General features: G+C 67.3%; 22 protein-coding genes. 11 read left to right on the forward strand and 11 right to left on the reverse strand.

From position 1 onward, the window contains the following. Nucleotides 1-3 precede the first annotated feature (3 nt). Together pncB and pncA are read right to left on the reverse strand one after the other, a co-directional pair. Nucleotides 4-1,296, reverse strand: coding sequence for a nicotinate phosphoribosyltransferase (pncB, locus tag OEZ60_RS08195; protein WP_263334933.1), 1,293 nt, complete (start codon nt 1,294-1,296; stop codon nt 4-6). Further along, a complete protein-coding gene (pncA, locus tag OEZ60_RS08200) occupies nt 1,297-1,905 on the reverse strand; it encodes a bifunctional nicotinamidase/pyrazinamidase (RefSeq protein WP_263334935.1) in 609 nt (202 codons plus the stop codon). Nucleotides 1,906-2,002: 97 nt separating this feature from the next. Here pncA and OEZ60_RS08205 point away from each other — a divergent pair, with 97 nt between their 5' ends. The 4 genes from OEZ60_RS08205 to trhO are packed head-to-tail and all read left to right on the forward strand — an operon-like array spanning nt 2,003 to nt 4,869. Next, the gene (locus OEZ60_RS08205) at nt 2,003-2,251 is read left to right on the forward strand and encodes a hypothetical protein (protein ID WP_263334937.1); all 249 of its coding nucleotides are present in this window, start codon (nt 2,003-2,005) and stop codon (nt 2,249-2,251) included. Next, nucleotides 2,248-2,655 (forward strand): hypothetical protein, encoded by a 408-nt coding sequence (locus OEZ60_RS08210; RefSeq protein WP_263334938.1) that lies wholly within the window; start codon nt 2,248-2,250, stop codon nt 2,653-2,655. Before OEZ60_RS08205 ends, OEZ60_RS08210 begins: the two co-directional genes overlap by 4 nt. A 39-nt stretch (nt 2,656-2,694) precedes the next feature. Next, nucleotides 2,695-3,927, forward strand: a complete 1,233-nt coding sequence (locus OEZ60_RS08215) for an Hsp70 family protein (RefSeq protein WP_263334940.1) — start codon at nt 2,695-2,697, stop codon at nt 3,925-3,927. Nucleotides 3,928-3,963: 36 nt separating this feature from the next. Then, complete coding sequence (gene trhO, locus OEZ60_RS08220) at nt 3,964-4,869, forward strand: oxygen-dependent tRNA uridine(34) hydroxylase TrhO (RefSeq protein WP_263334942.1); 906 nt, start codon at nt 3,964-3,966, stop codon at nt 4,867-4,869. Between the two features lie 7 nt (nt 4,870-4,876). On the opposite strand, the gene OEZ60_RS08225 is transcribed toward trhO, so the two are convergent. Further along, nucleotides 4,877-6,337, reverse strand: a complete 1,461-nt coding sequence (locus tag OEZ60_RS08225; protein WP_263334944.1) for an O-antigen ligase family protein — start codon at nt 6,335-6,337, stop codon at nt 4,877-4,879. A gap of 153 nt (nt 6,338-6,490) precedes the next feature. Further along, nucleotides 6,491-7,462, reverse strand: a complete 972-nt coding sequence (locus tag OEZ60_RS08230; protein WP_263334946.1) for a glycosyltransferase family 2 protein — start codon at nt 7,460-7,462, stop codon at nt 6,491-6,493. 222 nt (nt 7,463-7,684) lie between these two features. On the opposite strand from OEZ60_RS08230, the gene OEZ60_RS22245 reads away from it, so the two are divergent. Together OEZ60_RS22245 and OEZ60_RS08240 are read left to right on the forward strand one after the other, a co-directional pair. Then, the gene (locus OEZ60_RS22245; protein WP_317852826.1) at nt 7,685-8,233 is read left to right on the forward strand and encodes an acyltransferase; all 549 of its coding nucleotides are present in this window, start codon (nt 7,685-7,687) and stop codon (nt 8,231-8,233) included. Nucleotides 8,234-8,470: 237 nt separating this feature from the next. Further along, nucleotides 8,471-10,711 (forward strand): LamG-like jellyroll fold domain-containing protein, encoded by a 2,241-nt coding sequence (locus OEZ60_RS08240; protein WP_263334947.1) that lies wholly within the window; start codon nt 8,471-8,473, stop codon nt 10,709-10,711. Nucleotides 10,712-10,801: 90 nt separating this feature from the next. Here the strand turns inward: OEZ60_RS08240 and OEZ60_RS08245 are convergent, their stop codons facing one another. Beyond that, nucleotides 10,802-11,062, reverse strand: a complete 261-nt coding sequence (locus tag OEZ60_RS08245; protein WP_263334949.1) for a spike base protein, RCAP_Rcc01079 family — start codon at nt 11,060-11,062, stop codon at nt 10,802-10,804. Nucleotides 11,063-11,339: 277 nt separating this feature from the next. Between OEZ60_RS08245 and OEZ60_RS08250 the strand changes: the two genes are divergently transcribed. Next, a complete protein-coding gene (locus tag OEZ60_RS08250) occupies nt 11,340-13,244 on the forward strand; it encodes a choice-of-anchor Q domain-containing protein (RefSeq protein ID WP_263334952.1) in 1,905 nt (634 codons plus the stop codon). A gap of 67 nt (nt 13,245-13,311) precedes the next feature. On the opposite strand, the gene OEZ60_RS08255 is transcribed toward OEZ60_RS08250, so the two are convergent. The 4 genes from OEZ60_RS08255 to OEZ60_RS08270 all read right to left on the reverse strand — a co-directional run bounded on the left by OEZ60_RS08255 (nt 13,312) and on the right by OEZ60_RS08270 (nt 17,539). Next, a complete protein-coding gene (locus OEZ60_RS08255) occupies nt 13,312-14,181 on the reverse strand; it encodes a glycosyltransferase family 2 protein (RefSeq protein WP_263334953.1) in 870 nt (289 codons plus the stop codon). A gap of 71 nt (nt 14,182-14,252) precedes the next feature. Then, entirely contained in the window at nt 14,253-15,074 is an 822-nt protein-coding gene (locus OEZ60_RS08260; RefSeq protein WP_263334955.1) for a tyrosine-protein kinase family protein, read from the reverse strand. Between the two features lie 42 nt (nt 15,075-15,116). Further along, a complete protein-coding gene (locus OEZ60_RS08265) occupies nt 15,117-16,652 on the reverse strand; it encodes a GumC family protein (RefSeq protein ID WP_263334957.1) in 1,536 nt (511 codons plus the stop codon). After that, the gene (locus OEZ60_RS08270) at nt 16,649-17,539 is read right to left on the reverse strand and encodes an ExeA family protein (RefSeq protein ID WP_263334959.1); all 891 of its coding nucleotides are present in this window, start codon (nt 17,537-17,539) and stop codon (nt 16,649-16,651) included. Before OEZ60_RS08270 ends, OEZ60_RS08265 begins: the two co-directional genes overlap by 4 nt. 479 nt (nt 17,540-18,018) lie before the next feature. On the opposite strand from OEZ60_RS08270, the gene OEZ60_RS08275 reads away from it, so the two are divergent. The 3 genes from OEZ60_RS08275 (at nt 18,019) to OEZ60_RS08285 (ending at nt 20,968) form a co-directional block, all read left to right on the forward strand. Next, a complete protein-coding gene (locus OEZ60_RS08275) occupies nt 18,019-18,708 on the forward strand; it encodes a sugar transferase (protein ID WP_263334960.1) in 690 nt (229 codons plus the stop codon). A gap of 116 nt (nt 18,709-18,824) precedes the next feature. After that, complete coding sequence (locus OEZ60_RS08280) at nt 18,825-19,460, forward strand: polysaccharide biosynthesis/export family protein (protein WP_263334962.1); 636 nt, start codon at nt 18,825-18,827, stop codon at nt 19,458-19,460. Nucleotides 19,461-19,582: 122 nt separating this feature from the next. Next, nucleotides 19,583-20,968, forward strand: coding sequence for a hypothetical protein (locus OEZ60_RS08285; protein WP_263334964.1), 1,386 nt, complete (start codon nt 19,583-19,585; stop codon nt 20,966-20,968). A 19-nt stretch (nt 20,969-20,987) separates the two neighbouring features. Here the strand turns inward: OEZ60_RS08285 and OEZ60_RS08290 are convergent, their stop codons facing one another. Beyond that, nucleotides 20,988-22,196, reverse strand: a complete 1,209-nt coding sequence (locus tag OEZ60_RS08290) for a glycosyltransferase family 4 protein (RefSeq protein ID WP_263334966.1) — start codon at nt 22,194-22,196, stop codon at nt 20,988-20,990. Nucleotides 22,197-22,393: 197 nt separating this feature from the next. On the opposite strand from OEZ60_RS08290, the gene OEZ60_RS08295 reads away from it, so the two are divergent. After that, nucleotides 22,394-22,960: an acyltransferase gene (locus OEZ60_RS08295; protein ID WP_263334967.1), complete on the forward strand. Its 567-nt coding sequence runs from the start codon at nt 22,394-22,396 to the stop codon at nt 22,958-22,960. A gap of 33 nt (nt 22,961-22,993) precedes the next feature. Here OEZ60_RS08295 and OEZ60_RS08300 read toward each other — a convergent pair whose 3' ends face one another. Further along, on the reverse strand, nt 22,994-24,412 hold the full coding sequence (locus OEZ60_RS08300) for an oligosaccharide flippase family protein (RefSeq protein WP_263334969.1): 1,419 nt from the start codon (nt 24,410-24,412) through the stop codon (nt 22,994-22,996). Between the last annotated feature and the right edge of the window lie 70 nt (nt 24,413-24,482).

Consider the following 24,482-nt stretch of genomic DNA (forward strand, 5'->3'; position numbering starts at 1 on the left):
AGGTCAGACGATGACGTCGATCGCTTCCTGATCGCCGACGCCGAAGACCCGCTTGTAGCGGGCGATCTGGTCGGCCGGCCCCATCGCCTTCAGGGGATTGTCGGAGAGCTTCACGGTCGGCCGCCCCTCGGCCGCCACCGCCTTGCAGACGAGGCTGAACGGCGCCAGCGTGTCGCCCGGCGTGAGGCCGCGGAAATCGTTTGTGAGAAGCGTGCCCCAGCCGAAGGAGACCCGGACCTTGCCAGAGAAACGGGCGTGCAGCTCCTCGATCTTCTCGACGTCGAGCCCGTCCGAGAAGATCACCAGCTTCTGGGTCGGATCCTCGCCGCGCTCCTTCCACCAGCGGATCGCGGTCTCGGCGCCGGTCGCGGGATCGCCGCTGTCGATGCGAATCCCGGTCCAGCCGGCGAGCCAGTCGGGTGCGCGCTTGAGGAAGCCCTCGGTGCCGTAGGTGTCGGGCAGGATGATCCGCAGGTTGCCGGAATGCTCCTCGTGCCAGTCGGCGAGCACCCGGTAGGGGGCCTTGGCGAGGTCTTCGTCGGTTTCGGCGAGCGCGGAATAGACCATAGGCAGTTCGTGCGCGTTGGTGCCGATCGCCTCGATGTCACGGCGCATCGCGATGCGGCAGTTCGAGGTGCCGACGAAGGCCTCGCCCAGCCCCTCGATCATCGCCTGCACGCACCAGTCCTGCCAGAGGAACGAATGCCGTCGGCGCGAGCCGAAATCGGCGATGCGGAGACCCTCGATGGGCCGGAGCCGCTCGATCTTCTCCCAGAGCCGGGTCATGGCGCGGGCATAGAGCACTTCGAGCTCGAACTTGCCCATCGCGGCGAGCACCGCGCGCGAGCGCAGCTCCATCAGGATCGCGAGCGCGGGGATCTCCCAGAGCATCACCTCGGGCCACTTGCCTTCGAAGGTCAGCTCGTACTGGTCGCCCTTGCGTTCGAGATGGTAGGGCGGCAGGCGCAGCGCCTCGAACCACTCCATGAACGCGGGCGAGAACATCTGCCGCTTGCCGTAAAAGGTATTGCCGCGGAGCCAGGTCGACTCGCCGCGCGTGAGCGAGAGCGAGCGGACATGGTCGAGCTGCTCTCTCAGCTCGCCCTCGTCGATGAGCTTGGCGAGCGGGACCGATTTGGTTCGGTTGATGAGGCTGAAGGTGACGGTGGTGTCGGGCCGGTTCCGGTGCACCGACTGGCACATCAGGAGCTTGTAGAAATCGGTGTCGATCAGTGACCGGACGATCGGGTCGATCTTGAACGCGTGGTTGTAGACGCGGGTGGCGATGTCGACCATTCAGGCCTCCAGCCGCACACCGGCGGCACGCATTTCGGCGCGCGCCTTCGCGAGCGAGCCGTCGAGGTCAATGGCGCGGCATGCGCCTTCGAGCACGGTGACGTTGAAGCCGAGCTTCGCTGCGTCGATCGCCGAATAGGCGACGCAGAAATCGGTGGCGAGGCCGACGAGCGTCAGGTCGGTGACGCCGCGCGTTCTGAGATAGCCCTCAAGGCCCGTGGGCGTGGCGTGGTCGTTCTCGAAGAAGGCGGAATAGCTGTCGATGGCGGCGCGGAAGCCCTTGCGGATCACGAGGTCGGCAAGGTCGGTGGCGAGGCCGGCATGGAAGGCGGCCCCGTCAGATCCCTGGACGCAATGGATGGGCCAGAGCACCTGCGGCCCGTAGGGCATCTCGGTCAGGCTGAAAGGTTCGGCGCCGGGATGGTTCGCGGCGAAGGAAGCGTGATCCTCGGGGTGCCAGTCCTGGGTCAGCACCTTGACCGCGAAGTCGCCCATGAGCTCGTTGATGCGGGGGATGATCGCGTCGCCATCGGCGACGGCAAGAGCGCCGCCGGGGCAGAAGTCGTTCTGCACGTCGATGACGATCAGGGCATGGCTGGTGTCGCGCATGGTGCCTCCGCTGCTGCCATTTCGATGCGTAAGCAGCGGCGGAGCACTCGTCAACCTGCGGGTTGACTCTTTGGTACCTTGGTACCAATATACTGCCATGAAGAAAGTCGAACGCGTGCAGACCGGCCTCAGGCTGGAAAAGCGGCTCCTCAAGGTGATGAAGGGGCTGGCGGAGCATCTGGAGATGCCGGTAGCAGAGCTGGTCGAAGGCATGGCTCTGCATGCTTTCGAGGGAAAGGCGCCCTTCTCGGAGGAGACGCTCGGCAAGATCGCGCAGCTGAAGGGGGTCTACGGTCTCGACCTGACCGCCGCCGACAGCCATCGCCTGGCGGAGGACCCGGCGTGACCCCCGCAGAAACCCTCGCGGCCCTCGAAACCGGCACGCTGGACCCGGCGGGCTTCACCCATCGCGACCATGTCCTTACCGCGTGGGAGGCCCTTCGGCGGGACGATTTCTTCATCGCGGCCTGCCGCTATGCGTCGGCGATACGGCGGCTGGCGCAATCCTGCGGCCGACCCGAGAAATACTCCGCCACCATAACGCTTGCTTTCCTCAGCCTCATCGCGGAGCGCATGGAGCCGGCCTCCGACGACGCCGAAAGATTCCTTGCCGAGAACCCCGGCCTTCTCGCGGCGGGGATCCTGGAGCATTACTATTCGGCCGAACGGCTGGCTTCCGCGCGTGGCAGGCGGGTCGCGCTGCTGCCCGACCGCGCGGGCCAGAGGGTTGCGCCGCAGCCGCCGCTTTGATATCGGCGCGCTCCCTCATTCGCACCAGCAGGCAGAGCCATGTCCCCCGCGATCGGCATCGATTTCGGCACCTCGAACACCGCCGCCGCGACCTTTAGCGCGGGGCAGCCCCGGATCGTGCCGCTCGAGGCGGGGCGCGAGACGCTGCCCACCGCGATCTTCCTCGATTACGCCGCGCGGCGCACGGTGTTCGGCAGCGCCGCCGTCGGCGCGATGATCGACGGACAGGAGGGGCGCTTCATGCGGGCGCTGAAGAGCGTGCTCGGCACGCCGCTCGCCCGCGAGCGGCGGCAGTTCCTGAACCGGCGGCTGTCGCTGCTCGACGTGGTGGCGGAGTTCCTCGCGGAGATCCGCAGGCGGGCCGAGACCGAGGCCGGAACCGGGTTCCGCCGCGTCGTTTCGGGGCGGCCGGTGCGGTTCCACAGCGTCGACCCCGAACGCAATGCACAGGCGGAGATCGACCTGCGGGAATGCTACCATAACGCGGGCTTCGAGGAGATCCGCTTCGTCAACGAGCCGGAGGCGGCGGCCCGCGCCGCCGGTCCCGGCGCGGGCATCGGGCTCATCGTCGATATCGGCGGCGGCACCTCCGATTTCACGCTATTCGAGAGTCGGGAGGGTGCGATGCACGTCCTCGCGAGCCACGGGCTGCGGCTTGGCGGCACCGATTTCGACAAGGCATTGAGCCTTGAGAAGGTTATGCCGCTTCTCGGCCTCGGCGGCGAGCTGCGCAACGAGATCGGGCCCGGCCGCCATTCGGTGCCGCGCGCCATCTTCCTCGACCTCGCGTCCTGGGAGAAGATCGCCTTCCTCTACGGCCCCGCGACGCTGCGCAGCGTCCAGAAGATGGCCCGGCTCGCGGTGGAGCCGCAGCGGCTCGGCCGCCTCGCACGCGTGATCGAGAACGAGGTCGGCCATGATGTCGCCTTCGCGGTCGAGGCCGCCAAGATCGGCGCGAACGGCGCGGCCGAGGCGGGCATCGACCTGGCGCTCGTGGAGCGGGGATTGCGGCCGGTCCTGACCACGGGCGAGCTCGCCAGCACGCTCTTTCCCGCCGCGCGCGCCATCAGGGAAGCCATCGCGGAAGTGCTGGGGCAAGCCGGCCTTGGCCCCAAGGCGGTCGGGCGGGTGATCTTCGTCGGCGGGTCGAGCCTTCTCGCGGTCGTCGAGGCCGAGGTGCGCGCCGCCCTTCCCCACGCCGCCGCCGAGCGGTCGGACGTCTTCACCGCCGTCGTGCGCGGTCTCGCCATCTGCACCGCCGACAAAGCCTGACTTGCCTGCGCCGCGCGCTGACCGTATCACCCCGCCATGCTGACCGTCGCCGCACTCTACCAGTTCACCGCCTTCCCCGACCCGGCCGCGCTGCGCGCGCCGCTTCTCGCCCTTTGCGAAGAGCACGGGTTAAAGGGCTCGCTCCTCCTCGCGCGCGAGGGGATCAACGGCACCATCGCGGGTACGCGCGAGGGGATCGACGCGGTCCTCGCCCATATCCGCGCCCTGCCCGGCTGCGCCAGTCTCGACTGGAAGGAAAGCCCGGCCGGGGAGATGCCGTTCGGGCGGATGAAGGTGCGGCTCAAGCGCGAGATCGTGACGATGGGCGAGCCGGAGGTCGATCCGACCGCCGGCACCGGGCGCTATGTGGCGCCGGAGGGCTGGAACGCGCTGATTTCGGCCGAGGATGTCGTGGTGATCGACACCCGCAACGATTACGAGGTGGCGATCGGCACGTTCGAGGGCGCGGTCGATCCCGGCACGAAGAGTTTCCGCGAGTTTCCCGGCTGGTGGCGCGACAATGCGGCGCGTTTCGCCGGCAAGCGTGTCGCGATGTTCTGCACCGGCGGCATTCGCTGCGAGAAATCGACCAACTTCCTGATCCGCGAGGGAGTGGAGGAGGTCTTCCACCTCAAGGGCGGGATCCTGAAATACCTCGAGGAGGTGCCCGAGGCCGAGAGCCTCTGGCACGGCGCCTGCTTCGTCTTCGACCAGCGCGTCAGCGTCGGGCACGGGCTGGTCCCCGGCGGGCACGGCATGTGCCACGCCTGCCGCCGGCCGCTCACCGGGGAGGCCGAGCGCCATCCCGATTACGAGGAAGGCGTCTCCTGCCCGGCCTGCATCGACGAGTATTCGCCCGAGCAGCGCGCCCGGTTCCGCGAACGCCAGCGCCAGGTCGCGCTGGCCGAGGACCGCGGCGAGCGGCATCTGGGGCCGCGCTAGGTCCGGTTCAACGGCCGGGGCGCTTTGGCTTGGCGGTCTGGCTCTCGGGACCGGATTCAGGCTCGAAACGCGTGTATCGGCTGGTCTGGCGCGCAACTTGGCCCGGCGGTGCCGGCGCCTCTTCGGTCGATGCCGTCCGGAGGGATGGATCCTCGGGCGTCCCGCGAGCGCGGCTGGCTTCGATCTCGCGTGCCCAGACGGTGCGGGGCGGCGGCCCTTTAGCGGAAACGTCATCCGCTCCCTGCGTGATCGCCTCTTCCGGGATGGTCGCGATCCACAACCCCGCGCCCATGAGAAAGAAGACGAAGGAATAGAGCGAAGTCCAGATATGGACCGTGGTCAGGGTGAAGCTGAGGCCGACGAAGGTGATCATCCAGGCCAACCGCAGGTCCGCCAGCGCGGAGCCCGGTTCGAGCCGTCGCCGCCCGACCCGGAAGATCGCATCGAGGTAACCCAGCATGATCAGCACGAATCCGGGGATCCCGTAGCGCACCGCGATCACCAGCCAGAAGTTGTCCATCGTCCCGCTGCGCATATAGGCCGGGCGCACCCAGTAGTTGAAGCCGAGGCCGAAGATCGGATTGTTCCAGACGTTGAACATGCCCCAGTCGAAGATGACGAGTCGGTAATAGGCGTTGTGCGCCGAAAAGGTCGCGTAGCTCATGAACACCCGGAGCGGCGACCGGTTGGAGGCGAGATCGACGGCGACATACATCAGCGCAAAGAGCAGGCCGAGCAGCAGCCAGCGTCCGCGGACCCGGCGCAGGACGATGCTCCATCCGATCAGCATCGCCTGCAGAACCACCGACAGGACCGCGCCGCTCGACACCGAAAACACGACGCAGATGCCGACGCCGACGCTGCGCCACAGGCGCCCTCCAAGGTCGATCACGCTGCGCAGCCCGACGAAGGTCAGCGCGAAGACCGAGGCGCAGAAGAGGCCGTAGTGGATCGGGTGGGCGAAGAAGACCTGGGCGCGGAACAGCCCGAGGCGCGGGTAGCGGTTGACATCCTCGACCGCGTCGAGGCCGAGCGCGCGCACAATCTGGATCGGCACCGAGCGGTCGGTCTGCGTTTCCACGAAGGCCAGCGGCAGCGACAGCAGGACCAACAGCAGGAGCACCCGGATCAGCGCGATGAACGTGCCCGGCGTGCGGATGTAGGCGCGCGCGATCGCGTAGCCGCCGAGGAACTCGATCGCCGTCGAGCCGGTGGCTTCGGTCGCCGTCCAGGGGCTCGTGATACGGAGCGCGATCGCCATCCAGATCACGTGCAGGACGAAGATCACGTCGACCGGAAGCACCTTGCCGTAGCTGCCCCTGAACAGATTGACGAGCAACGGCAGCGTGGTGAAAAGCAAGAGGAGCCGCAGGGGCGAGAGCTTGAGCGGCCCCAGGTCCACGGTGAAGGGCGTGATCAGCAGGAGCAGGTAGACCCAGACGAGAAGCGGAAGCCGGGGAACCGCCATCCGCCACCCTGCGTCGCGGGCGGAAGTGGCGGAACTGCGCGCGCTCCGCGCGCCTGTCGTTTCCGCAACCGTCACGCCGAATAGCCCTCACATTGGACCAAAATGTCCCGCGGCCGGCGGCCGGAGCTGGTCCCGTGCCGCCATTGTGCCATGTCAGTACCCTTTCATCCAGTCGCGCCGCGCCCGCCACAGCCGCACCCAGCTGTCGGCGCGTTGCCTCATGCGCCCGCCGAGGAGCCGCGCAGCGAGGCCATATCCCGCCGCCCGCGTCGCGGACCAGGTCCACATCATCGCCAGCCCGAACGGCACCCAGGCTCGCGGCCAGTGATCGCGGATCAGCGTCACCCGCGCCTTCGCCAGGAGCACCAGCTTGTCGCCCAGCGTCTTGCTGGAGGCGCCGACGAGATGCATGATCTCGGCATCGGGCGTCACCATCGGCCGGCAGCCGAGCCGCGCCGCGCGCAGGCAGAGGTCCGCCTCCTCGCCGTAGATGTAGTAGCGCAGGTCGAAGCCGCCGAGCCGCGCCCAGAGCTCGCGCCGGATCAGCATCAGGCAGCCGACGACGATATCGACCTCGCGCACCGTGTCGCGGCGCCAACTGCCCATCGCCTCGGGATGGAAGAGCGAGGTGCGCGGGAAGAGGGTGGTGAGCCCGGAGGCGGCACAGAAGATGCTCCAGGGCGTGATCTGCTGCCAGCACGAGGCGAAATTGAGCGAGCCATCGGGAAACACCGTCCGACCGCCGTAGATGCCCGCCTCGGGATTGGCCTTGGCGAAGGCGAGGAGCCGGTCGACGGCGCCATCATGGACCTCGGTGTCGGGGTTGAGCAGGAGCAGCCATTCGGTTTCCGCCTGCGCGGCGACAATGTTGTTGGCCCGCGCGAAACCGACGTTCTCGGGGCTGCGGATCAGCTCGACCTCGGGAAAGGCCGCGGCGATCGCGTCGGCGGAGCCGTCGGAGGAGGCGTTGTCGAAGACGACGGCGCGCAGGAACGGGTTCCGGGTCTCGGCGAAGAGCGTCCGCAGCGCCGCAAGGGTGAGCGCGCGGGTGTTGTAGCTGACCATGATCACGGTCAGGCTGTCGGTCGTCTCGAACTGGCTCAACGATGTTTCGAGGGTGTTCACTGTCTCCGACCCGGCACTGACGACGCACCAGGTCGTTATAGCGCGCCCGGCCCCAGCGTGCGAGCCGCGATCGGGCTGGCGCCGATGACGGCCGCGTCCCTCGCGACATCGGGCAACGAAACCCGGCGCGTAGATTGAATATTTCCAATTTGTTAACTATCCTGTGCCCCTGTCGGAGGACCGGTCCCGCCATGGCCGGATTGCCAGTTTCGGGAGAGTCCGGTGCCAGACCGCGACGTCACAATCGCCGATCCGCCGCCGGGACAGCAGGCGGCGCCCGCCACCTCTCCGGTGAAGGCGCGACGGCGCGGGCTCAACCGGCTCAGCGGACTGCGCAACCTCCTCGTGACCTTGCGCCGGGGCGCGCTGCGGCGGCTCTGGGGCATGGACATCGACCCGACGGCGCAGTTCTCGCTCTCGGCGAAATTCGATCGGACCTTTCCGATCGGCGTCCATGTCGGCCCGTATTCCTACATCGCGTTCGAGGCGCGGATCCTCACCCATGACCGCACGCGCGGGCTTTACCTGCACACCCGGATCGGCGCGAACTGCTTCATCGGCGGGCGCAGCATGATCCTGCCGGGGGTCGAGATCGGCGACAACTGCATCGTCGGCGCCGGCGCGGTCGTGACGAAATCGGTGCCGCCGGGCTGTGTCGTCGCCGGCAACCCGGCGCGGATCCTTCGGCACGACATCGAGGTCGGTCCCTACGGCCGGTTCCTCGATGCCGACGCGACCGAAAGCGACCTCGCGTCGCGGGGCCTGACCTGAGACCACCGGCTTGACGGTTTCCTGACCGAGCGAGCGCGCGGAGCTTGCGCGCCGCAACACCTGTCAGCGCGATGGTATCGAGGTCCTGTGACCTGCCGCGCGCGGCCAGGACCGAGTCGCCGCGCCCGCGGCGATCCCGGACCGGCGACGCGACGGCGTAAGCCATCCGGACGAGCGCCGCGGATCTTGTGCCTTCCGGCCGAGCCGACGGCGCCGTCCCGCAAGACGGAACTCCGCATGATCTCGCTCTCCTCGCTTTCCATCGACCAGACCCCGCCCCGCGACGGCGCGACGCCGCCGCCCGCCGGGGCGCTGTCGCTAAACCCGTTCAGCCGCGACCGTACGATCTTCGACAGCGGCGCGGGCTTCGGCCGCGCCTCGGCCGCGGTGCCCGTCGCAGGCACCGGCACGCCCGGCGCCGTGGTCGAGGCGCGGGCCCTCTCGCTCGACGACGGCGGTGCCGCGACCACCGCCTGGACCGAGGTCGCCACGATCGACGGCGCCGGTGCCTGGCGCAGCAGCCTCGCTGTACCGCGCAGTTCCTCGTGGTTCCGGCCCGAGGCGCGGCTCAAGGACCTGCCCGGCATCGCCGCCCAGGGCGCGGCGCGGTTCGGCGTCGGCCATGTCGTCGCGATCTGGGGCCAGTCGGAGCCCGACCGGATCCTCTCGACCTTCCACGACAACACGCCGCCGCCGCCCGTCGCCGATCCCGAGGCGGTGCAGATCTTCCAGGGCGCGGCCGGCAGCCCGACGCGACAGTTCATCTCCAATGCCCAGCCGCTGACCGCCGCCGCGGCAGCGCTCGCCGCGACCCTGATCGCGGCGCGGCCCGGCGAGAAGTTCGCGGTGATCTTCCAGACCGTCCCCGGCACCGATCCGCGCGACCTCGTGGACGACACCAACCCGGCGCGGTCCTGGGCCGCCGACCGCACGCTCCACGCCTTCGCCACCGCCGACGGCCAGCATGTCGGGCTCGCCGCGATGTCGTGGTTCGCCGCCCCCGGCAATCTCGGCGCGAATTACAGTGAGGCCCTGTTCCCGCTCTTTTCCGGCCAGAAGACCGACGGCACGGCGGTGAGCTTCCCCGCGACGATCACCTACGGCAGCGGCCAGAGCTACCGCGCCGACCACTGGTTCGGAGAGCTCTACGACTATGCCCATACCCGCTGGGTCGGCTATGGCCCGCACCGCTTCGACATCGACGCCGACATGCGCGACGCCACGCACTACGCCGGCGGCGGCGACCAGTTCAATCTTGCCAACAAGGAGGCCGCCCGGAGAAGCTGGCGGGCGATGCTGGCGCTGCCGGGGGCGACGATGTTCCTGCCCGGCGGGATCGAGCCGGTGACCTATGTCAACGGCTATGCCGACGGCGCGGGCGGCTGGACCGACCCCTCGCATCCCGCCGGCAACACGCCCGATGGCTGCCAGGCCTGGGCGCGGCTCACGGCCCATGCGATCCTGCAGGCGGCGGGGCTCTCGGGCTGGACGGCGCCGGTCTTCGACCACTGCCTCTGGGAGCCCACGGGCGCCTGGGTCGAGCTCTGGTCCTCGGCCGGGCCGGTCACCACGACGCGGCTGAAGCGGGGCGACCCGGCGCTTGGCACCGGCCAGCCGCACTGGACCGAGGTGATGGGCTTCCAGATCAACGGGCTGCCCGCCGTGAAGGCGAGCATCGTTGCCGGAAGGGTGCGGATCCTGCCCAACGCGGGCAGCTTCAGCTATGCCGACACGGTGCAGTACGGCAATGGCGGCGCCACCGGCATGATCGCCTTCCCCGAGGATCAGATCGCCGGGACCTGGAAGAACCTGCCGATCGTCTATGTCGGCGCCGCGGGGCTCGACGGGGTGCCGGTGCGGCCGCTCGCCGATGCCGCGGTCGTCGCCAACACGCTGCCGGTCGTGGCGCCGCGCTTCACCACCTCGGCCACGGGGCCTTACTTCCTCGACCCGGTCAACCTGCCCGCGGGCACCGGCGCGCTCACCTTCGCCGGGCGTTTTCGCGTGGCCGCGCTGCCCGCGACGACGGCGATCCTGTTCACCCAGGTCTCGACCGGCTTCGACGTCGAGCTGATGAACACCGGCGCGCTGCGGTTCACGATCGAGGACGGCGCCGGGACGAAGATGCTCAACGCCCATGTCGTGGCGACCGCGCTGGCAGCCAATGTCTGGTACGACGTCGTCTGCGCCGCCGATCAGGTCGCGGCGGTCCTGCGCGTGACGGTGAACGGTGTGTTGGTGGCGACGGTTCCGTTCACCGCCTCGGGCAATGGCGTCTTCCAGAGCACCCGCGCGCTCGGCTTCCTCGCCCGCAACACGGCGACGCTGCAATTCGTCGGCGACGTCGAGTACCTGCGGGCCTGGCGGAGCGCCACGGAGACCGGTGCCGCGCCGGCGACGACACCCTACAAGCAGATTCTCGGTCCGGCCTCCGTGGCGAATGCCGATGGCTGGAAGCTTGGCGCCAACGCGACCTGACCTGGGCGCGCGAACAGGAAGAGGGCCGGCGGGTTGATGCACCCGCCGGCCCTTCCGCTTGACTCGACTTCGGGCGCACCCGCCCGCGGCTCACCAGAGCGCGACAATCCCGGCGGCCGTCGTGCCGGTCGCGTTGCCCCCCCGCGCCCGCACCGCGAGCACGCTACCGGAGGGCACGTTTCGGAACAGCACCGCCTGGCCTCCGGCGAGGCGGGCGGAGATATCGCCGCTCACGCCGACATAGAGCGCACGCGGCAGCATCGGCAGATCGGCCGCATCGTTCGGCACCACCGCCGCCGCATCGCGCGCCGGTGCTGTAAGGCTTGTCGGGTAGTCGGAAAACTTGTCCATCTCTCTCTTCCTGATCGCCGGGCCGGTTCCGTCCGGCCGGGCCTGCCTGTCCTGGTCATGTCCGGGAACCGCGCGCGTCGCGCAGTGCGCCGACCGACGAGTTATGACCGGCTTGTGTTAAGATCGGCGGAAACCGAAGCGCGCCGCCCGACTGTTTCTCATTTCCGAACACGCGAAAGCGGCGGATCAGCGGAAACACGCTGCCTTTTGGGCCCCCGGATTGTGTATTTGTGCCTAACTGGCCTAATCGGGCACATCGAGACTTCAATTGCGCCCAATGTTTGCCACTTTGTCGCGCATTGTTCCTAAAACAGACACACTCGCGGCACGAAAGAACACTTCTATGCACCTCCTACGCAACTTGATGGTTCTGAGTCTCAGCGCGGCATGTTGTGCCACTGCGGTCCAGGCGACCGACTTCTACGTTCAACCGGCCAATCCCGGCCCCGTCAAAGGCACCGCCCTGTCGGCGATTTCGCTGCAAGCGATGGGGGCCAGGCTCGGCCAGACCGACTTGGCCCTCGACCCGCTGGCGCTGCCCGAGCAGTCGCTGCGAGTCCGGCATAAAGAATCCTCGACCTCCGGCACCACCGCCGGCAAGTGGCTGCGCGCCCGCCGCCCCGGCAGCAGCAGCACGGACACCCAGCTCAACTCGAATGCCTGGAGCAGTGACCCGACGGCCGGCACCAGCACGAGCACCAGCACTTCGGTGCAGGAATCGAGCAGCGGCTCGACCGGGACCGGCACCGGCGACGGCAGCACGTCCGCGGACGGCAGCACCGGGACCGATGCGTCGACTTCAGAGTCGACGACACCGGTATCCGGCGCGACGAGCGAGTCCGCCGCGACGGAACCTGCGCCGGAAACCACGACGACAACGACGAAGACGGTCACGTCGGACACATCCAGCACGCAAACCGAGCCGACGGGAACCGACACCCAGACCTCGACGACGCAGCCGACCACCGCGACCAACACCTCGACCGCGGCGCCGGCGCCGGGCAGCACTTGGCAGAGCCTCTCGACGCTTCTGTCGTCTGGCCAGGTGAAGGGCGGCGACCGGATCTTCCTGATGGACGGCTATCACGGCGCGATCCTGATCCGTGACCAGCGGTTCACCTCGCCGGTCGTCATCGCACCGGTTCCGGGCCAGACCGCCCATGCCGAGTCGATTCAGATGAGGAATACGACGAACGTCGTGGTTCAGGGGCTCAAGGTCTGGGCGACCTCGTCCTCGGCCGGCGCCGGCATCCTGGTTCGCACCTACGGCGACACCGCAGACCTGTCCTTCCTCAATCTCGACGTACGCTCGGTCGCGGATGCCGCGAACTATGTGCAGTGGGACTCCTCCACCTGGCTCGCCAATAAGCGTAATGGCTTCCTCATCGACGGCAACCGCAACACGGTCTCCGGAAGCCGGATCACCGGGCTCTACCACGGGCTTCAGGGCTTCGGCACCAATGTGCTGCTGGAGAACAACATCATCGACGGCTTCTCCGGCGACGGGCTGCGGGCGCTCGGCGACAGCTCGATCGTACGCAACAACAAGGTCCAGAACTGCTTCCAGATCGACGGCAACCATGCAGACGGTTTCCAGTCGTTCTCGCGCGGCACCGACGGCAAGGTCGGCACCGGGACGGTAAGGAACCTGGTGATCGAGAACAACAAGCTGTTCGAATGGACGTCGTCGGCGACAAATCCGCTGCGCTGCAAGCTGCAAGGCATCGGCATGTTCGACGGCATGTTCGACGGCATCCTGATCCGCAACAACCTGATTACCTCCTCGGCCTATCACGGCATCACGATTGCGGGGGCGCTCAACTCGACCGTGGTGAACAACACGGTGATCCGCCCCGACGGTGCCGCCGACAAGGCGCCGTGGATCATGATCGGCTACCACAAGAACGGCACGCCGTCGAAGAACACGACGGTGGCAAACAACCTGGTGACGCGGATCAACACCAAGCCGGATACCGCCAACAACATCGTCGTGACCAACAATATCGAGGTCACGAACAGCTCGACCGAGTTCACCTCCGTCAACACGCAGAACTTCACGCTGAAGTCCGGCGCGCAGGCGATCGACGCGGGCACATCCAGGCACGCGCCGCCATCGGACATCGTGGGCGCGACCCGGCCGAAGGGTAAGGCACCGGACGCCGGCGCCTACGAGAACTTCTGACGCCACCGGAGGCGCGGACGACCTGGACCCCGCCGGTGCGCCGGTGGGGTTTTTCGTGCCCGGACGGTCAAATCACCGCGCCCAGCGCCTGGCGCAGCATCCACCAGCTACGCAGGAGCCGCAGCCGCACCAGCGTTCCCGCGCCACGCAGCCGCTCGCCCGCTCCGTTGAGCTTCGGCGAGAAGAGGAGCTTCGGCAGATGCACGGCGATGCTCGCCGCCATCGACAGCGCCCGGAGGAACCAGATGAGCCGGCCGGCCGCGCCGGGGCGGGCCGCAACGTGCAGCGCGAACATCTCGCGCGCGATCCGGCGCCATTTGCGCTCCAGCGCCGGCCAGTCCGCGCGGGTCGGATGCGCCACCCGAAGGTTCTCGGCGAGAACCAGCCGGTACCCCATATCCCGCGCTCGCAGGCACCATTCGGCGTCTTCCGAGACGCCGGGGGTGAAGGGGCCGACCGCCTCCATCACCGCGCGGGACGTGACAAGATTGGCTGTGACGGAGAAGCCCTTGCGCTCGATATAGTCGCGGTAGTTGAAGGCGAAGACGGTCTCGAAGGCCTCCGCGCCGCTGCGCGGTCCCGGCGTCTCGTCGAAGACCTCGATCGCGCCGCCGGCGATGTCGGAGGTTTCCCCCGCATGACGTGCAGCGGCGAGCCAGCCCGGTGCCGGAACGCAGTCGGCATCGAGAAAGCAGAGCCGCCCGCCACGGCTTTCACGGACCCCGCGGTTGCGGGCAGCCGCGGCGCCGGGCGCCGGCTCGTCGATGAAGCGGACGGCGGCGAACTCGGCCTTCAGCGCGTCGAGCGGCTCGGTCGAGCCGTTGTCGACGACGAGGATCTCCGCCCCCGCCGTGTCCCCGGCCATCAGCGCCGCGAGACACCGGCGCAGCCGCCGCGCATCGTTGTAATGCGGAATGATGACGCTGTCGGCAGGCATTTCGCCCCCCTCGCCGCACGGCACCGCGGCGCCGGAACGGACCTCACCGGTGCCGATCTCCACGCGCGCCCTCAGCCGTAGGCTTCGTAGTTGTAGCCGACCGAGTCGTCGGAATAGCGGCACTTGTTCAGAACGATGCCGAGCACGTCGGTGAGCTGGGCGAGCTCCTTCTCGCAGATGTCGATATTCGCCAGCGTCGTGCTTTCGGCCGCCGCAACGAGCAGCGCGCAGTCGACGTTGCCGAGGAAGTTCACATAGTCGTCGCCCGCGTCCATCGGCGCGAGATCGAACAGCATCAGGTCAGGTTGCCAGCTGCGTTCGATCTCATCGAGTGCCCTGCGCGTTGCGGCGCTCTGCATCAGTTCGGCGGGGTTTTGCGCCTTGCTGGTGTTCAGCGCGATCACCAGATTGGCGCCGATCCGCAGCGCCTGTTCGCCAAAGGCGACCCGGCCCTCGAGAACCTCATGGAACGAGCTTTCGGGAACATGGCCGAGCATCTTGTGCAGCGAGGGCCGCCTGAGGTCGAGATCGAGCAGCATCACCCGCAGATCGCGCTGCCGCGCCAGGCTGATCGCCAAGTTCAGCGCGATCGTCGTCTTGCCGCAGGCAGTACCGGGCGAGGTGATGGCAAGGCGGCTCCAGCCCTTCTCTTTCATGAGCCGGTAGGTGCGCGAGCGCAAAAGGTCGTAGGGCGTCGCGTCGCGGCCGCCGGACAATGCGGAGATGCGGCCGCGGGTGATGATGTCGGGGGTCAGCGTGATCTCGGGCAGCGCCAGCCAGTCGTTTCCTGGCCGATCGCGCACGCCCGTCCGGTCCCGGACCGGGTGCGACGCCGACAGCGCCGAGCGGCGCATCTCGCGGGCCTTGGCCAATGCGGCTTCAAGTTTTTCCATCGCTACTTCACCTCCGCGCCAGCGGTCGCACCGCCCGTGCGATCACAGACTCAGCCCCAGTTTTTCCGCCACCTTCGCGAAGATCGCGTCGAGCGGCTGGTAGTAGATGTGCACCGCGTAGATGATCGCCGGAATCCCGACGATCGCGACCAGAAGAACCGCCGCGAAACCGGAGCGGCGGCGCATCGTCTCGGACGGTGTGCGGATATAGGGAATCGTCACGATCGGGGTGATCCCGAACCTGTCGATCAGATCCTTCGGGCGCCGGACCGATCGGTTCAGCACCTCCAGAAGCACGATCACCGCGATGCCGAGCACGATGCCGGCGAGCATGCCGCCGGCCACGATCAGGGTGCGGTTCGGGCTCACCGGACCATCCGGGACGGTCGGCGTTTCGACCAGCGAGATGCGCTCGCCCTGTTCCAGTACCTGGATCCGTTCGCCCGCCGCGGCCTGCGAGCGGCGCGCCACCGCGGCATCATATTGCTGCTGGATGTTGGCCTGGTCGCGCACCAGCGCGTCGAGTACGACCTGGTTGGCCGGCGTCCGGTCGATCGTGTCCTGCAGGACCGCGAGTTCGTCGATCAGCTTGGCCCGCTGCTCCTCGGCCAGCGCGATCCTCGTGTCGAGATCGGCGAGCTGGACGTCGAGCATCGTTGCGGCCTGATTGGCGCTGCCGTCGCCCGGAAGCTGGGCCTTCACCACCTCTTCGAGCTGGGCGATCTTCTGCTGCAACACCCGGACCTTCGGGTTCGACGGCGCGAACACGGCGAGCATGTCGCTCAGCTGCGAGCGCAGGGCGTCGAGCTGCTGCGCCTCGGGGGTCTGACCAGCGGTCGTGGCATTGCTGATCTGCCCGGTCGACTGGAAGATCGCGATCATCCGTGCCTTCTGGTCCTTCAGCGTGGCGATGTCGTTCTCGATCGTCGCGAGCCGTCCCTGCAGGAGCGTTTGCTGCCCGAGACGGAACGTCAGCGTCGAAGGCAGCGCGTCCGCGTTCTTCTGCTGGAAATCGAGGATCCGGGCGCTCATCCGGTCGAGTTCGGCATCGAGCCGGTTCACCTCGTTCTCGAAGAATTCGAGCGTGCTCTCGGCGCTCGCCGTGCGCGAGGCGAGGTCGTAGTCGAGGATGAACTGGACGTAGTCGCCGACCACGGCGGCGGCGATCTCTCCGCTTTCGCCCTGGAACTCGATCCACATCGTCGTGGCCTCGCCGCGCCCGGTGCTCTTGTTGATCCGCGTGTTGCCACGCATGGCGTCGGCGGTCTGGTCCGGCGACATCGTCTCGACGTTCTCGAAGACCTGGTTCCGGCGCGCGATGTCGATCAGGTTGGCCCGCGTCATCAGGCGGTTCTCGACGGTCTGGAACTTCTCCATCGCCGCGGCCTGCACGGTCGGAGCAGCCAGCGCGTCGGGGATCCGCGAGCCTTCGAGAAGCAGCAGCGCCGAACTTGAATAGACGGGGGGCAGGAGCAGGGCCGCGGCGACGGATGCCGCGGTCACCAGCGCGAAGATCACGATGAAGTAATGCAGCCGCCGCAGGAAGATCGCGAAGTAGAAAGACAGGTCCAGATTCATTTGTGCTTCTCTTCCTCTGCCGCGATCTGAGCCGCAAAGAACACGCCGTCATCGAGAACCGACTGAACGACGCTTTCGTCCACATGGTGGTTGTCGGTGCTCCAGGCGTAAAGCAGTGCCATGTCGCAGAGCTGGTTGATCAGCCGCGGGATCCCGTGGGTCACCTTGTGGACCAGCTTCGCCGCCGCCACCGTCACCTCCGCGCCGGTGCCGCCCGCCGCCCTCAGCCGGTGCGCGATAAGCTCGACCACCGACCGCTCGTCCAGGGGAACGAGGTGGAAGCTCGCCGCGATCCGCTGGGCAAGCTGGCGCAGCGACGGATCGAGCACCATCTCGCGCAGTTCCGGCTGGCCGACGAGAACGAGCTGCAGCACCTCGTCCTTGCCGGAATTGATGTTGGTCAGCATGCGCAGCTCTTCAAGGCTTTCGCGCGACAGGTTCTGCGCCTCGTCGAAGATCAGGACGACCCGGCGCCCGGCGGCATATTCATCGATCAGGTAATCCTGGAGCTGCTGGAACAGCTGCACATAGCCCTGCCCCGCATCGAAGCGCACCCCGAGCGCGTTGAGCACCCACTGGATCAGCTCGCCGCGGTTGCCCTGGCTGTTAGAGATCAACCCGACGGTTACGCTCTCTTCGAACTGCCGCAGGAGTTCGCGCAGGAGCGTGGTCTTGCCGCAGCCGACACCGCCGGTGACGAGGGTGATCGGCGCGCGGCTCAGGATGCCGAATTCGAGCACCGAATAGGCGCGGCGATGCTGGGGCGACCAGAACAGAAAGTCGGGATCGGGAACGAGCGTGAAGGGGCGCTCGCGGAACCCGAAGAAGTTCATGTAGAAGCCGACGCCACTCGTCTCTTCCGCTCTGGTCTCCACGACCTTGTTCATCCACAAACCATTCGAAGCCGGGCTCCGTTGCGCCGTGCGGCTGCCCGCAATGCCTTTTCCAATCGTAGCAGCCCTGAACTCATCGCGTAAATGGTGCTGCGATGACTCAACCTTTGGCCGTACCGCAATTATTCATAGCAAGTCTCGCACTGGTGCGTCGATTCGCAGCGCCGTGCGGACCTCAATAATCGTAAGCCAACCTCATCAATCGACGAAATCCCGTTCACTGTATCACATTCAGAAACAGATAGCGCGGCGCTTTGGGCGAAAAGGCGCGCAACCGGGCCGGGTACAGGCATTTCGCGCGGGCTGTGGCCGACCGGCTGGCGAATTGGGAAATGCCGATTTCGAAATTAGCCATTCAATGATATGAATGACTACGGGTGGTGACCGTCTCATGGACGGAAGGCACAGGCTATTCGGGCCCTGCCGGCCGCTCGCGCGCAGAATGCGCGCGTTCCGAAACGGAGCGGTGTGGCATGACGCTTCAGGTCAATGACGTGTCGGACGAATTCGACTTGTCGGGCAACAAGCCCGACGCAGCGGTTCGCGTGATGCGGACCGGCCTTTACCGGAACGGGCTCAAACGCGTCCTCGATCTCACCCTCGTTCTGCTCACGGCCGGCTTGGCGGTGCCGCTCGTGGCGTTCCTTGCGCTGCTCGTGGCGCTCGACGGATCCGCGCCGTTCTACTTCAGTCCGCGGGTCGGCCGCGGCGGGCGCGAGTTCCGCATGCTCAAGCTGCGCACGATGGTGCCCGACGCCGAACGCCGGCTCGAGCACTACCTGTCGCGCAACGCCGAGGCGCGGCTGGAATGGAACAGCACCCAGAAACTAAAGGACGATCCGCGGATCACCTGGATCGGGCGGATCCTGCGCAAGACCTCGCTCGACGAACTGCCGCAGCTGTGGAACGTGGTGCTGGGGCAGATGTCGCTGGTCGGCCCGCGCCCCTTCATGCCGAGCCAGCGCGTGCTCTACGACGGAACCGCCTATTACACGCTGCGCCCCGGCGTTACCGGTCCCTGGCAGGTCTCCGCCCGCAACGAGACCACGTTCGCCAAACGCTCGGATTTCGACCGGCTCTACGATGAGACCCTGTCGCTCCAGACTGACGTAAAAATCCTCCTCGCGACCGTGCGGGTCGTCCTGAAAGGCACGGGATACTGACCTGTCGCGCAATAGCCGCAGGGTTGAATCATCTAGGCTGTCAGAAAGTTAACGATTTGACCTGACGGGGTTTCCCCGTACCCTTTTGATGATTCGTACCTCAATGGATGTGAGAAATGTTCAGAACACTGTTGGGCCTTTTAGTCGCTGTTCTCCTCGTTCCCGCCGCCTGGGCGCAGAGTGGTTATCGGATTCAGGCGGGCGATCTCCTGCAGATGGAGGTGCTCGAGGATCCGAGCCTCAACCGCAGCCTGCTGGTCCTTCCGGACGGCACCGTCAGCCTGCCGCTGGTCGGAACCGTGCGCGCCACCGGCCAGACGGTCGAGGGGCTGCGCTCGTCGATCACTAGCGCGCTCGCGTCGAACTTCGCCTCTCCGCCCACGGTGTTCCTCTCGGTCGGCCAGCTCAATCCCATGACCACGGCGGTGAATGCGGCCAACGCGCAAGCCGCCGCGGCAAGCATCGCGGTTGGCCCGACGATCGCGATCTACGCGCTCGGCGAGGTCACGACCCAGGGCCGCCGCGACGTCGCAAAGGGAACGACGCTGCTGCAGTTCCTTGCCGAGACCGGCGGCCTGACCAGGTTCGCGGCGGCCAAGCGCATCCAGCTGCGCCGCGTCGACAAGGCAACCGGGACGGAAAAGGTCTATCGCTACAACTACAATGCGGTGAAAGCGGGCGCCCAAGCCCCGTCGATCGTCCTTCGTGAGGGCGACGTCATCGTGGTACCCGAGCGCAGGCTCTTCGAGTAAAGGCAGGAAAAGTGGGGACAACCAGGACGGGGATCGCAACCCTCGCGGTAACAGCAACTCTCTGGCCCGGAGCCGCGCTCCCACAGCAGGGGAGCGCGGTTGCGATTCCGGGATCGCCCGCGGTGATCGGCGTGACGCCGGCACCCGGCACGGCAACGGTGACCGCGCCTGTCGCCGGCACAGCTCCGCCGGCCGCCAGCACGGCTCCGGCCGGGGGGCTCCAGGTCGACGTCAACATCGAATCCAAGGTGACGTACGACGACAACTTCGGGCTGGATCCCGTCAGCCCAGGCGACAGCACGGTCTTCGACAACACGCTCAGGGTCGGCGTGTCGAACATCACGGCGATCGACGATTTCAGGCTCGACGCGTCGGGGGTCTACCGCTTCGCCGATTTTGCCGGAAGCTCGGCAAGCGGCTTCGAAGACCCTACCGTAAAGTTTCGGTACCGGCGCGACACCGGCAACAGCGTGCTGACGGCCTACGGTCGCTTTCGTGATGTCGACAGGGATTTTCTCGACCCGTTCCTGGTCGAGCAGGTAGATCCAATCTCCAACGTGCTGCTCGGTGGCGGCGGACAGCTCAAGACGAAGTCTTACGGCGCCGCCTTGCAGACCGGCATCAACGATCCGATCGGTTTCAACCTCTCGGTCGATCATGACGAGCAGACCTACACGAATGTCACCGATCCCGCTCTGGTCGACAACCAGACCGACCAGGCCGCAGCGGGCGTGTCGATGCGCGTGTCGCCGGTGACCCAACTGCGCCTCGGCGCCTCGATAGAGGACTATACCGCCGACGACACCGTCCAGACCGATCGCCGGACGCTCGACTACACGCTGGGCGTCACGCAGGATATAAACCCGGTTCTGCTGCTCGACGCCCAGATCGGCTGGACCGACGTGGAAACCGACACGATCTTCGGCACGACCACGCGCGATGGTATCACCGGCTCTCTGCAACTGACCAAGGTGATGTCCAACGGCACCGCCTTCGTGTCGGCCGATTCCAGCATCAACGAGAACGGCAGGACCCAGACGCTCCGCTTCGGACGCGACCTGCAACTGCCCACCGGTACGCTCTCGGCGACACTGGGCGCCGCGGATTCGCCCTCGGGCGAGGTCTTCGTGATCGGCTCGCTCGCTTATGGGCAGCAGTTGCGCAACAGCACCGTCACCCTGGCGGTCGACCGCGGGCTCTCGACCGACTCGCTCAGCAACGACGTGATCGATACCCGGGTCCGGCTCGGCTACGGTTACATCATCGACAGCGTCTCGCGGATCAACATGTCGCTGAACTGGGGCCATTCCGAGCCCGCCGGTACGAATACCGCGCCGACGGTGACGCGGACCTCGTTCAACGCCAGCTATTCGCGCGCCCTCACCCAGGACTGGGACCTGACGGGCGGCGTCGTGCTGCGCGACCTGCAGGATTCCGGGGCTTCGGGCGACGCGCGTTCCAACGCCGTGTTCCTGTCGCTCGACCGGGATTTCAGTTTCCGGCCCTGAGCCGGAAACCGCCCCACGGTCAGCGGCCGATCTTCGCGAAGATCCGGTCATAGGCGGCGAGGAGCCGGGGCGCCGAATGCGCCCAGCTCAGCCGCTCCATGACCCGCGCGCGGCCGATCCGGCCCATCCGCGCCCGCTCCTCCGGCGCGTCGATCAGCGCGGCGATCTTCGACGCGAAATCCTCCGGCTCGTTGGCGCGGGCATAGAGCGACGCCTCCTCGGCCGAGGCGCGCCCCTCCTTCAGGTCGAACTGCACAACCGGCTTCTCCAGCGTCATGTATTCCATGACCTTGTTCATGGTGGAGATGTCGTTCATCGCGTTCTTCGGGTCGGGCGAGACGCCGATATCGCAGCTGTTGAGTGCGCGCAGCAGGTCCTCGCCATAGAGCGGCCCGGTGAAGGTGAAATGCGCCCCGAGCCCGCGACGCGCCACGTCGGCCTCGACGTTGGGAAGCTCCGGCCCGAAGCCGACGATGAGGAAATGCACGTCCCGATACCCGAACCCGCGGATCAGGTGATCGGCCGCGGCAACGAGGAGGTCCATCCCCTCCTGCTGGCCGATCACGCCGACATAGCCCATCACCGTGCCCGCGCCCTTGCGCACCACCGGATCGGCGGGGCGGATCTCGAACTTCTCGACCTTCGGGGCGGAACGGACGACGAACACGTCCTCGGCCGCCATGCCGCCCCGGCGGATCGCGATCTCGCGGAAGCTCTCGTTGGTGGCGATCGAAACGGCGGCGCAGGCGAAGGTCATCCGCTCCCAGATCCGCATGACCCGGTACAGCAGGCCGCGCTTGCCGAACTTCGCCTCGAAGAGCTCGGGGCAGACGTCGTGATGGTCGAAGAGGTAACGCACGCCGCGCGGCCGGTACCAGAGCGCGAGCAGGAAGATGAGGTCGGGCGGGTTGCAGCCCTGGATCACGTCGAAGCCGCGTTCGCGCCGGACCTCGCGCGCGAGCCGGAACCAGTGATAGATCGAATGGAGGTATTCCCTGGCGTAGGCCACAGCGCCCGAATGCGCCTCGGGCGGTTCGGGATAGCGGTAGATGTGGATGCCCTCGATCACCTCGCGGTGAAGATCCCAGCCGCGCCCGGTCGGGCAGATCACGCTGACCTCGTAGCCCGCTGCGGCGAGCGTCGTCGCCTCGAGCCAGACCCGGCGGTCCAGCGGCACCGGCAGGTTCTCGACGACGATCAGGACGCGTCGCACGGCACTCGCACTCATCACTCTCTCCCGCGTCCCGTCATTCCCTCGGTTCGTTCTCCGCGACGATCCGTTCCGGATTGCGGCCATGCTAACGTTCGACCGAGCCGCCGGCCAGAGCCGCGCACGCGGAATGCCGGGGGCGGCGCAAGAACCGGTTTACCGGCGGCGCGATTTCCGCTCTCCTGCACGGGACGCTTCGGCCGCGAGATGACCGCATGACGAGTGACAGGATCCACAAGACCCGCACGAGCCGGCTGCAGCGGCTCGGCCGGCTCATCCGCGCGGCGCTCGACCCGCGCGCCTATGCCCATGCGGTCAAAGTGCTGAACTACTACAATTACACCCATGTCGCCGAACTGCGGAAAGTCACCCGTGGCCAGGGGGTGAGCATCAGCCCGACCGCGAGCTTTTCCAACGGCCAGAACATCGTGATCGGCGACCGCGTCCATGTCGGCGCGAACACCAGCCTCTGGGCCGGACCCGGCGCGGCGCGGATCGAGATCGGCTCCGACGCGCTGATTGCGCCCTCGGTGATGGTGACGGCGGCGAGCTATCGCTACAACGACGGCAGCCCGGTCACCGACCAGGCGATGAACGAGGCGACCGTCCGCATCGGTCGCGACGTCTGGCTCGGTTACGGCGCGGTGGTGCTGGCCGGGGTCACCATCGGCGATGGCGCGATCATCGGCGCGGGCGCGGTCGTGCGCACCGACATTCCCGCGAACGCGATCGTCGCCGGCAACCCCGCCGCGATCGTCGGCCAGCGCCGCATCCAATCGTAGCGCGGCCGGGGCGGGGCATTCGCACCGCGGCGCTCAGGCGGCGCGGTTGCGGATCTGCCGGAAGATGTAGCCCCGCAACGCCTTCATGGAGGCAAGCGCGGCCAGGCCGCAGACCATGACTACCAGAAGCGGCCAACGCAGCAGGTGACCGGCGAGATCGGGCAGCGTCGGTTCGAAGCCGTCAACCGCGAGCGCCGCGGCGCAGGTCAGCGCGGCGAGCAGCGAGGGCAGCACGACCGGGCCGAGCTTGAGCCCGGTGCGCCGCGCCGCGAGATGGAGCGACAGGAGATAGCCAAGGACCTCCGCGCCAACGGCAATCCAGATCAGGAGCATCACGTCGCCGGTACGGTGCACCACGAGCCAGGAGACCGGCAGCGACGACACCCTGAGCAGGTTCGCCGCGACCGCGTTGCCGGTGAGCTCGCGCGACAGCGCGACGGTCGTGCTGCCGGTCTTGGCCATACGGACCGCCTGCAGCACCGCGACGGGCACGAGAAGCGGCAGGATCGCCGCGTATTTCTCGCCGAGCAGCAGATGGACCACGGGGCCGCCCAAGAGGACGATTCCGAGCAGAAGGACGAGCCCCGCCGCCAGCCCCGCCTCCACCGCCGCCACGCCGAGCCACTGGAACGCGGCCGGGCGCTCGCGCGCCGAACTCAGATGCGGCAGGAAGGCCGACTGGTTGGCATTGGCCATGACCAGGGTCGGCGTCAGCGTCAGCGTGACCGCCATCGAAAAGACCCCGAGCGCCGCCATGCCGAGCTCGCGCCCGACGATCACCCGCTCGCCGTAGAAGACGCCGAACAGGAGCGCCCCGTTGATGAGGAGCGGCCAGCCGAACACCGTCGCGCGCCGGATCAGCGCGAGGTCGAAGCCGATCTGGTAGCGCCGCTCGGCCGCGAGATGCGACAGGAGCGCCATCGCCCCCGCCTGCACCAGAAGCGAGATCAGCATGATCCGGTAGTCGCCATAAAGAAGCGCCAGCGGCCAGATCGCGAGCAGCGCGACCAGCGGCGGAATCGACTGCGACAGGATGAACGGCCGGAAGTTCAGGTGGCGCTTGAGCCGGTGGATGTCGAAATGCTGCAAACCATTGATCAGCGGGACCACGGCGATGACCTGGTAGGCCCAGGCGACATGCTCGATGCCGAGAAAGCGCGCGGTCGGATGGGCGATCACCAACAGGACGAGGCTCGCGAAGACGCCGCGCGCCAGCTGGAAGCCCTGCATCACGCTCTGGAACCGCGGATCGTCGCCGTCCTTGTCGACGACGATCATCTGGCTCAGCCCGAACTGCGACAGCATCTCGACGACCGACATGACGATCGCGAAGGTCGCGGCGATGCCGTAGTCCTCGGGGCTCACGAGCCGCGCGACGATCAGGTTGCGTGCCAGCAGAAGCGCCGAGCCGAGCGCGTTACCCGATACAAGCATGGCGGCCTTCTTCAGCATGTTGTCCGGTCAGTCCCGCTCGGTACGCTCACATTGCCCACATTAAACACGCTTCATCTCGCGCTGTCTG

The sequence above is a fragment of the Albidovulum salinarum genome (assembly GCF_025673475.1).
Lineage (GTDB): Bacteria > Pseudomonadota > Alphaproteobacteria > Rhodobacterales > Rhodobacteraceae > Albidovulum > Albidovulum salinarum.

Excerpts from the sequence above, each read along its gene's own strand:
- pncB (WP_263334933.1), bottom strand. The coding sequence starts at position 1,296 with ATGGTCGACATCGCCACCCGCGTCTACAACCACGCGTTCAAGATCGAC.
- pncA (WP_263334935.1), bottom strand. The coding sequence starts at position 1,905 with ATGCGCGACACCAGCCATGCCCTGATCGTCATCGACGTGCAGAACGAC.
- OEZ60_RS08205 (WP_263334937.1), top strand. The coding sequence starts at position 2,003 with ATGAAGAAAGTCGAACGCGTGCAGACCGGCCTCAGGCTGGAAAAGCGG.
- OEZ60_RS08215 (WP_263334940.1), top strand. The coding sequence starts at position 2,695 with ATGTCCCCCGCGATCGGCATCGATTTCGGCACCTCGAACACCGCCGCC.
- trhO (WP_263334942.1), top strand. The coding sequence starts at position 3,964 with ATGCTGACCGTCGCCGCACTCTACCAGTTCACCGCCTTCCCCGACCCG.
- OEZ60_RS08225 (WP_263334944.1), bottom strand. The coding sequence starts at position 6,337 with ATGGCGGTTCCCCGGCTTCCGCTTCTCGTCTGGGTCTACCTGCTCCTG.
- OEZ60_RS08240 (WP_263334947.1), top strand. The coding sequence starts at position 8,471 with ATGATCTCGCTCTCCTCGCTTTCCATCGACCAGACCCCGCCCCGCGAC.
- OEZ60_RS08245 (WP_263334949.1), bottom strand. The coding sequence starts at position 11,062 with ATGGACAAGTTTTCCGACTACCCGACAAGCCTTACAGCACCGGCGCGC.
- OEZ60_RS08250 (WP_263334952.1), top strand. The coding sequence starts at position 11,340 with ATGTTTGCCACTTTGTCGCGCATTGTTCCTAAAACAGACACACTCGCG.
- OEZ60_RS08255 (WP_263334953.1), bottom strand. The coding sequence starts at position 14,181 with ATGCCTGCCGACAGCGTCATCATTCCGCATTACAACGATGCGCGGCGG.
- OEZ60_RS08260 (WP_263334955.1), bottom strand. The coding sequence starts at position 15,074 with ATGGAAAAACTTGAAGCCGCATTGGCCAAGGCCCGCGAGATGCGCCGC.
- OEZ60_RS08265 (WP_263334957.1), bottom strand. The coding sequence starts at position 16,652 with ATGAATCTGGACCTGTCTTTCTACTTCGCGATCTTCCTGCGGCGGCTG.
- OEZ60_RS08270 (WP_263334959.1), bottom strand. The coding sequence starts at position 17,539 with ATGAACAAGGTCGTGGAGACCAGAGCGGAAGAGACGAGTGGCGTCGGC.
- OEZ60_RS08275 (WP_263334960.1), top strand. The coding sequence starts at position 18,019 with ATGACGCTTCAGGTCAATGACGTGTCGGACGAATTCGACTTGTCGGGC.
- OEZ60_RS08280 (WP_263334962.1), top strand. The coding sequence starts at position 18,825 with ATGTTCAGAACACTGTTGGGCCTTTTAGTCGCTGTTCTCCTCGTTCCC.
- OEZ60_RS08290 (WP_263334966.1), bottom strand. The coding sequence starts at position 22,196 with ATGAGTGCGAGTGCCGTGCGACGCGTCCTGATCGTCGTCGAGAACCTG.
- OEZ60_RS08295 (WP_263334967.1), top strand. The coding sequence starts at position 22,394 with ATGACGAGTGACAGGATCCACAAGACCCGCACGAGCCGGCTGCAGCGG.
- OEZ60_RS08300 (WP_263334969.1), bottom strand. The coding sequence starts at position 24,412 with ATGCTGAAGAAGGCCGCCATGCTTGTATCGGGTAACGCGCTCGGCTCG.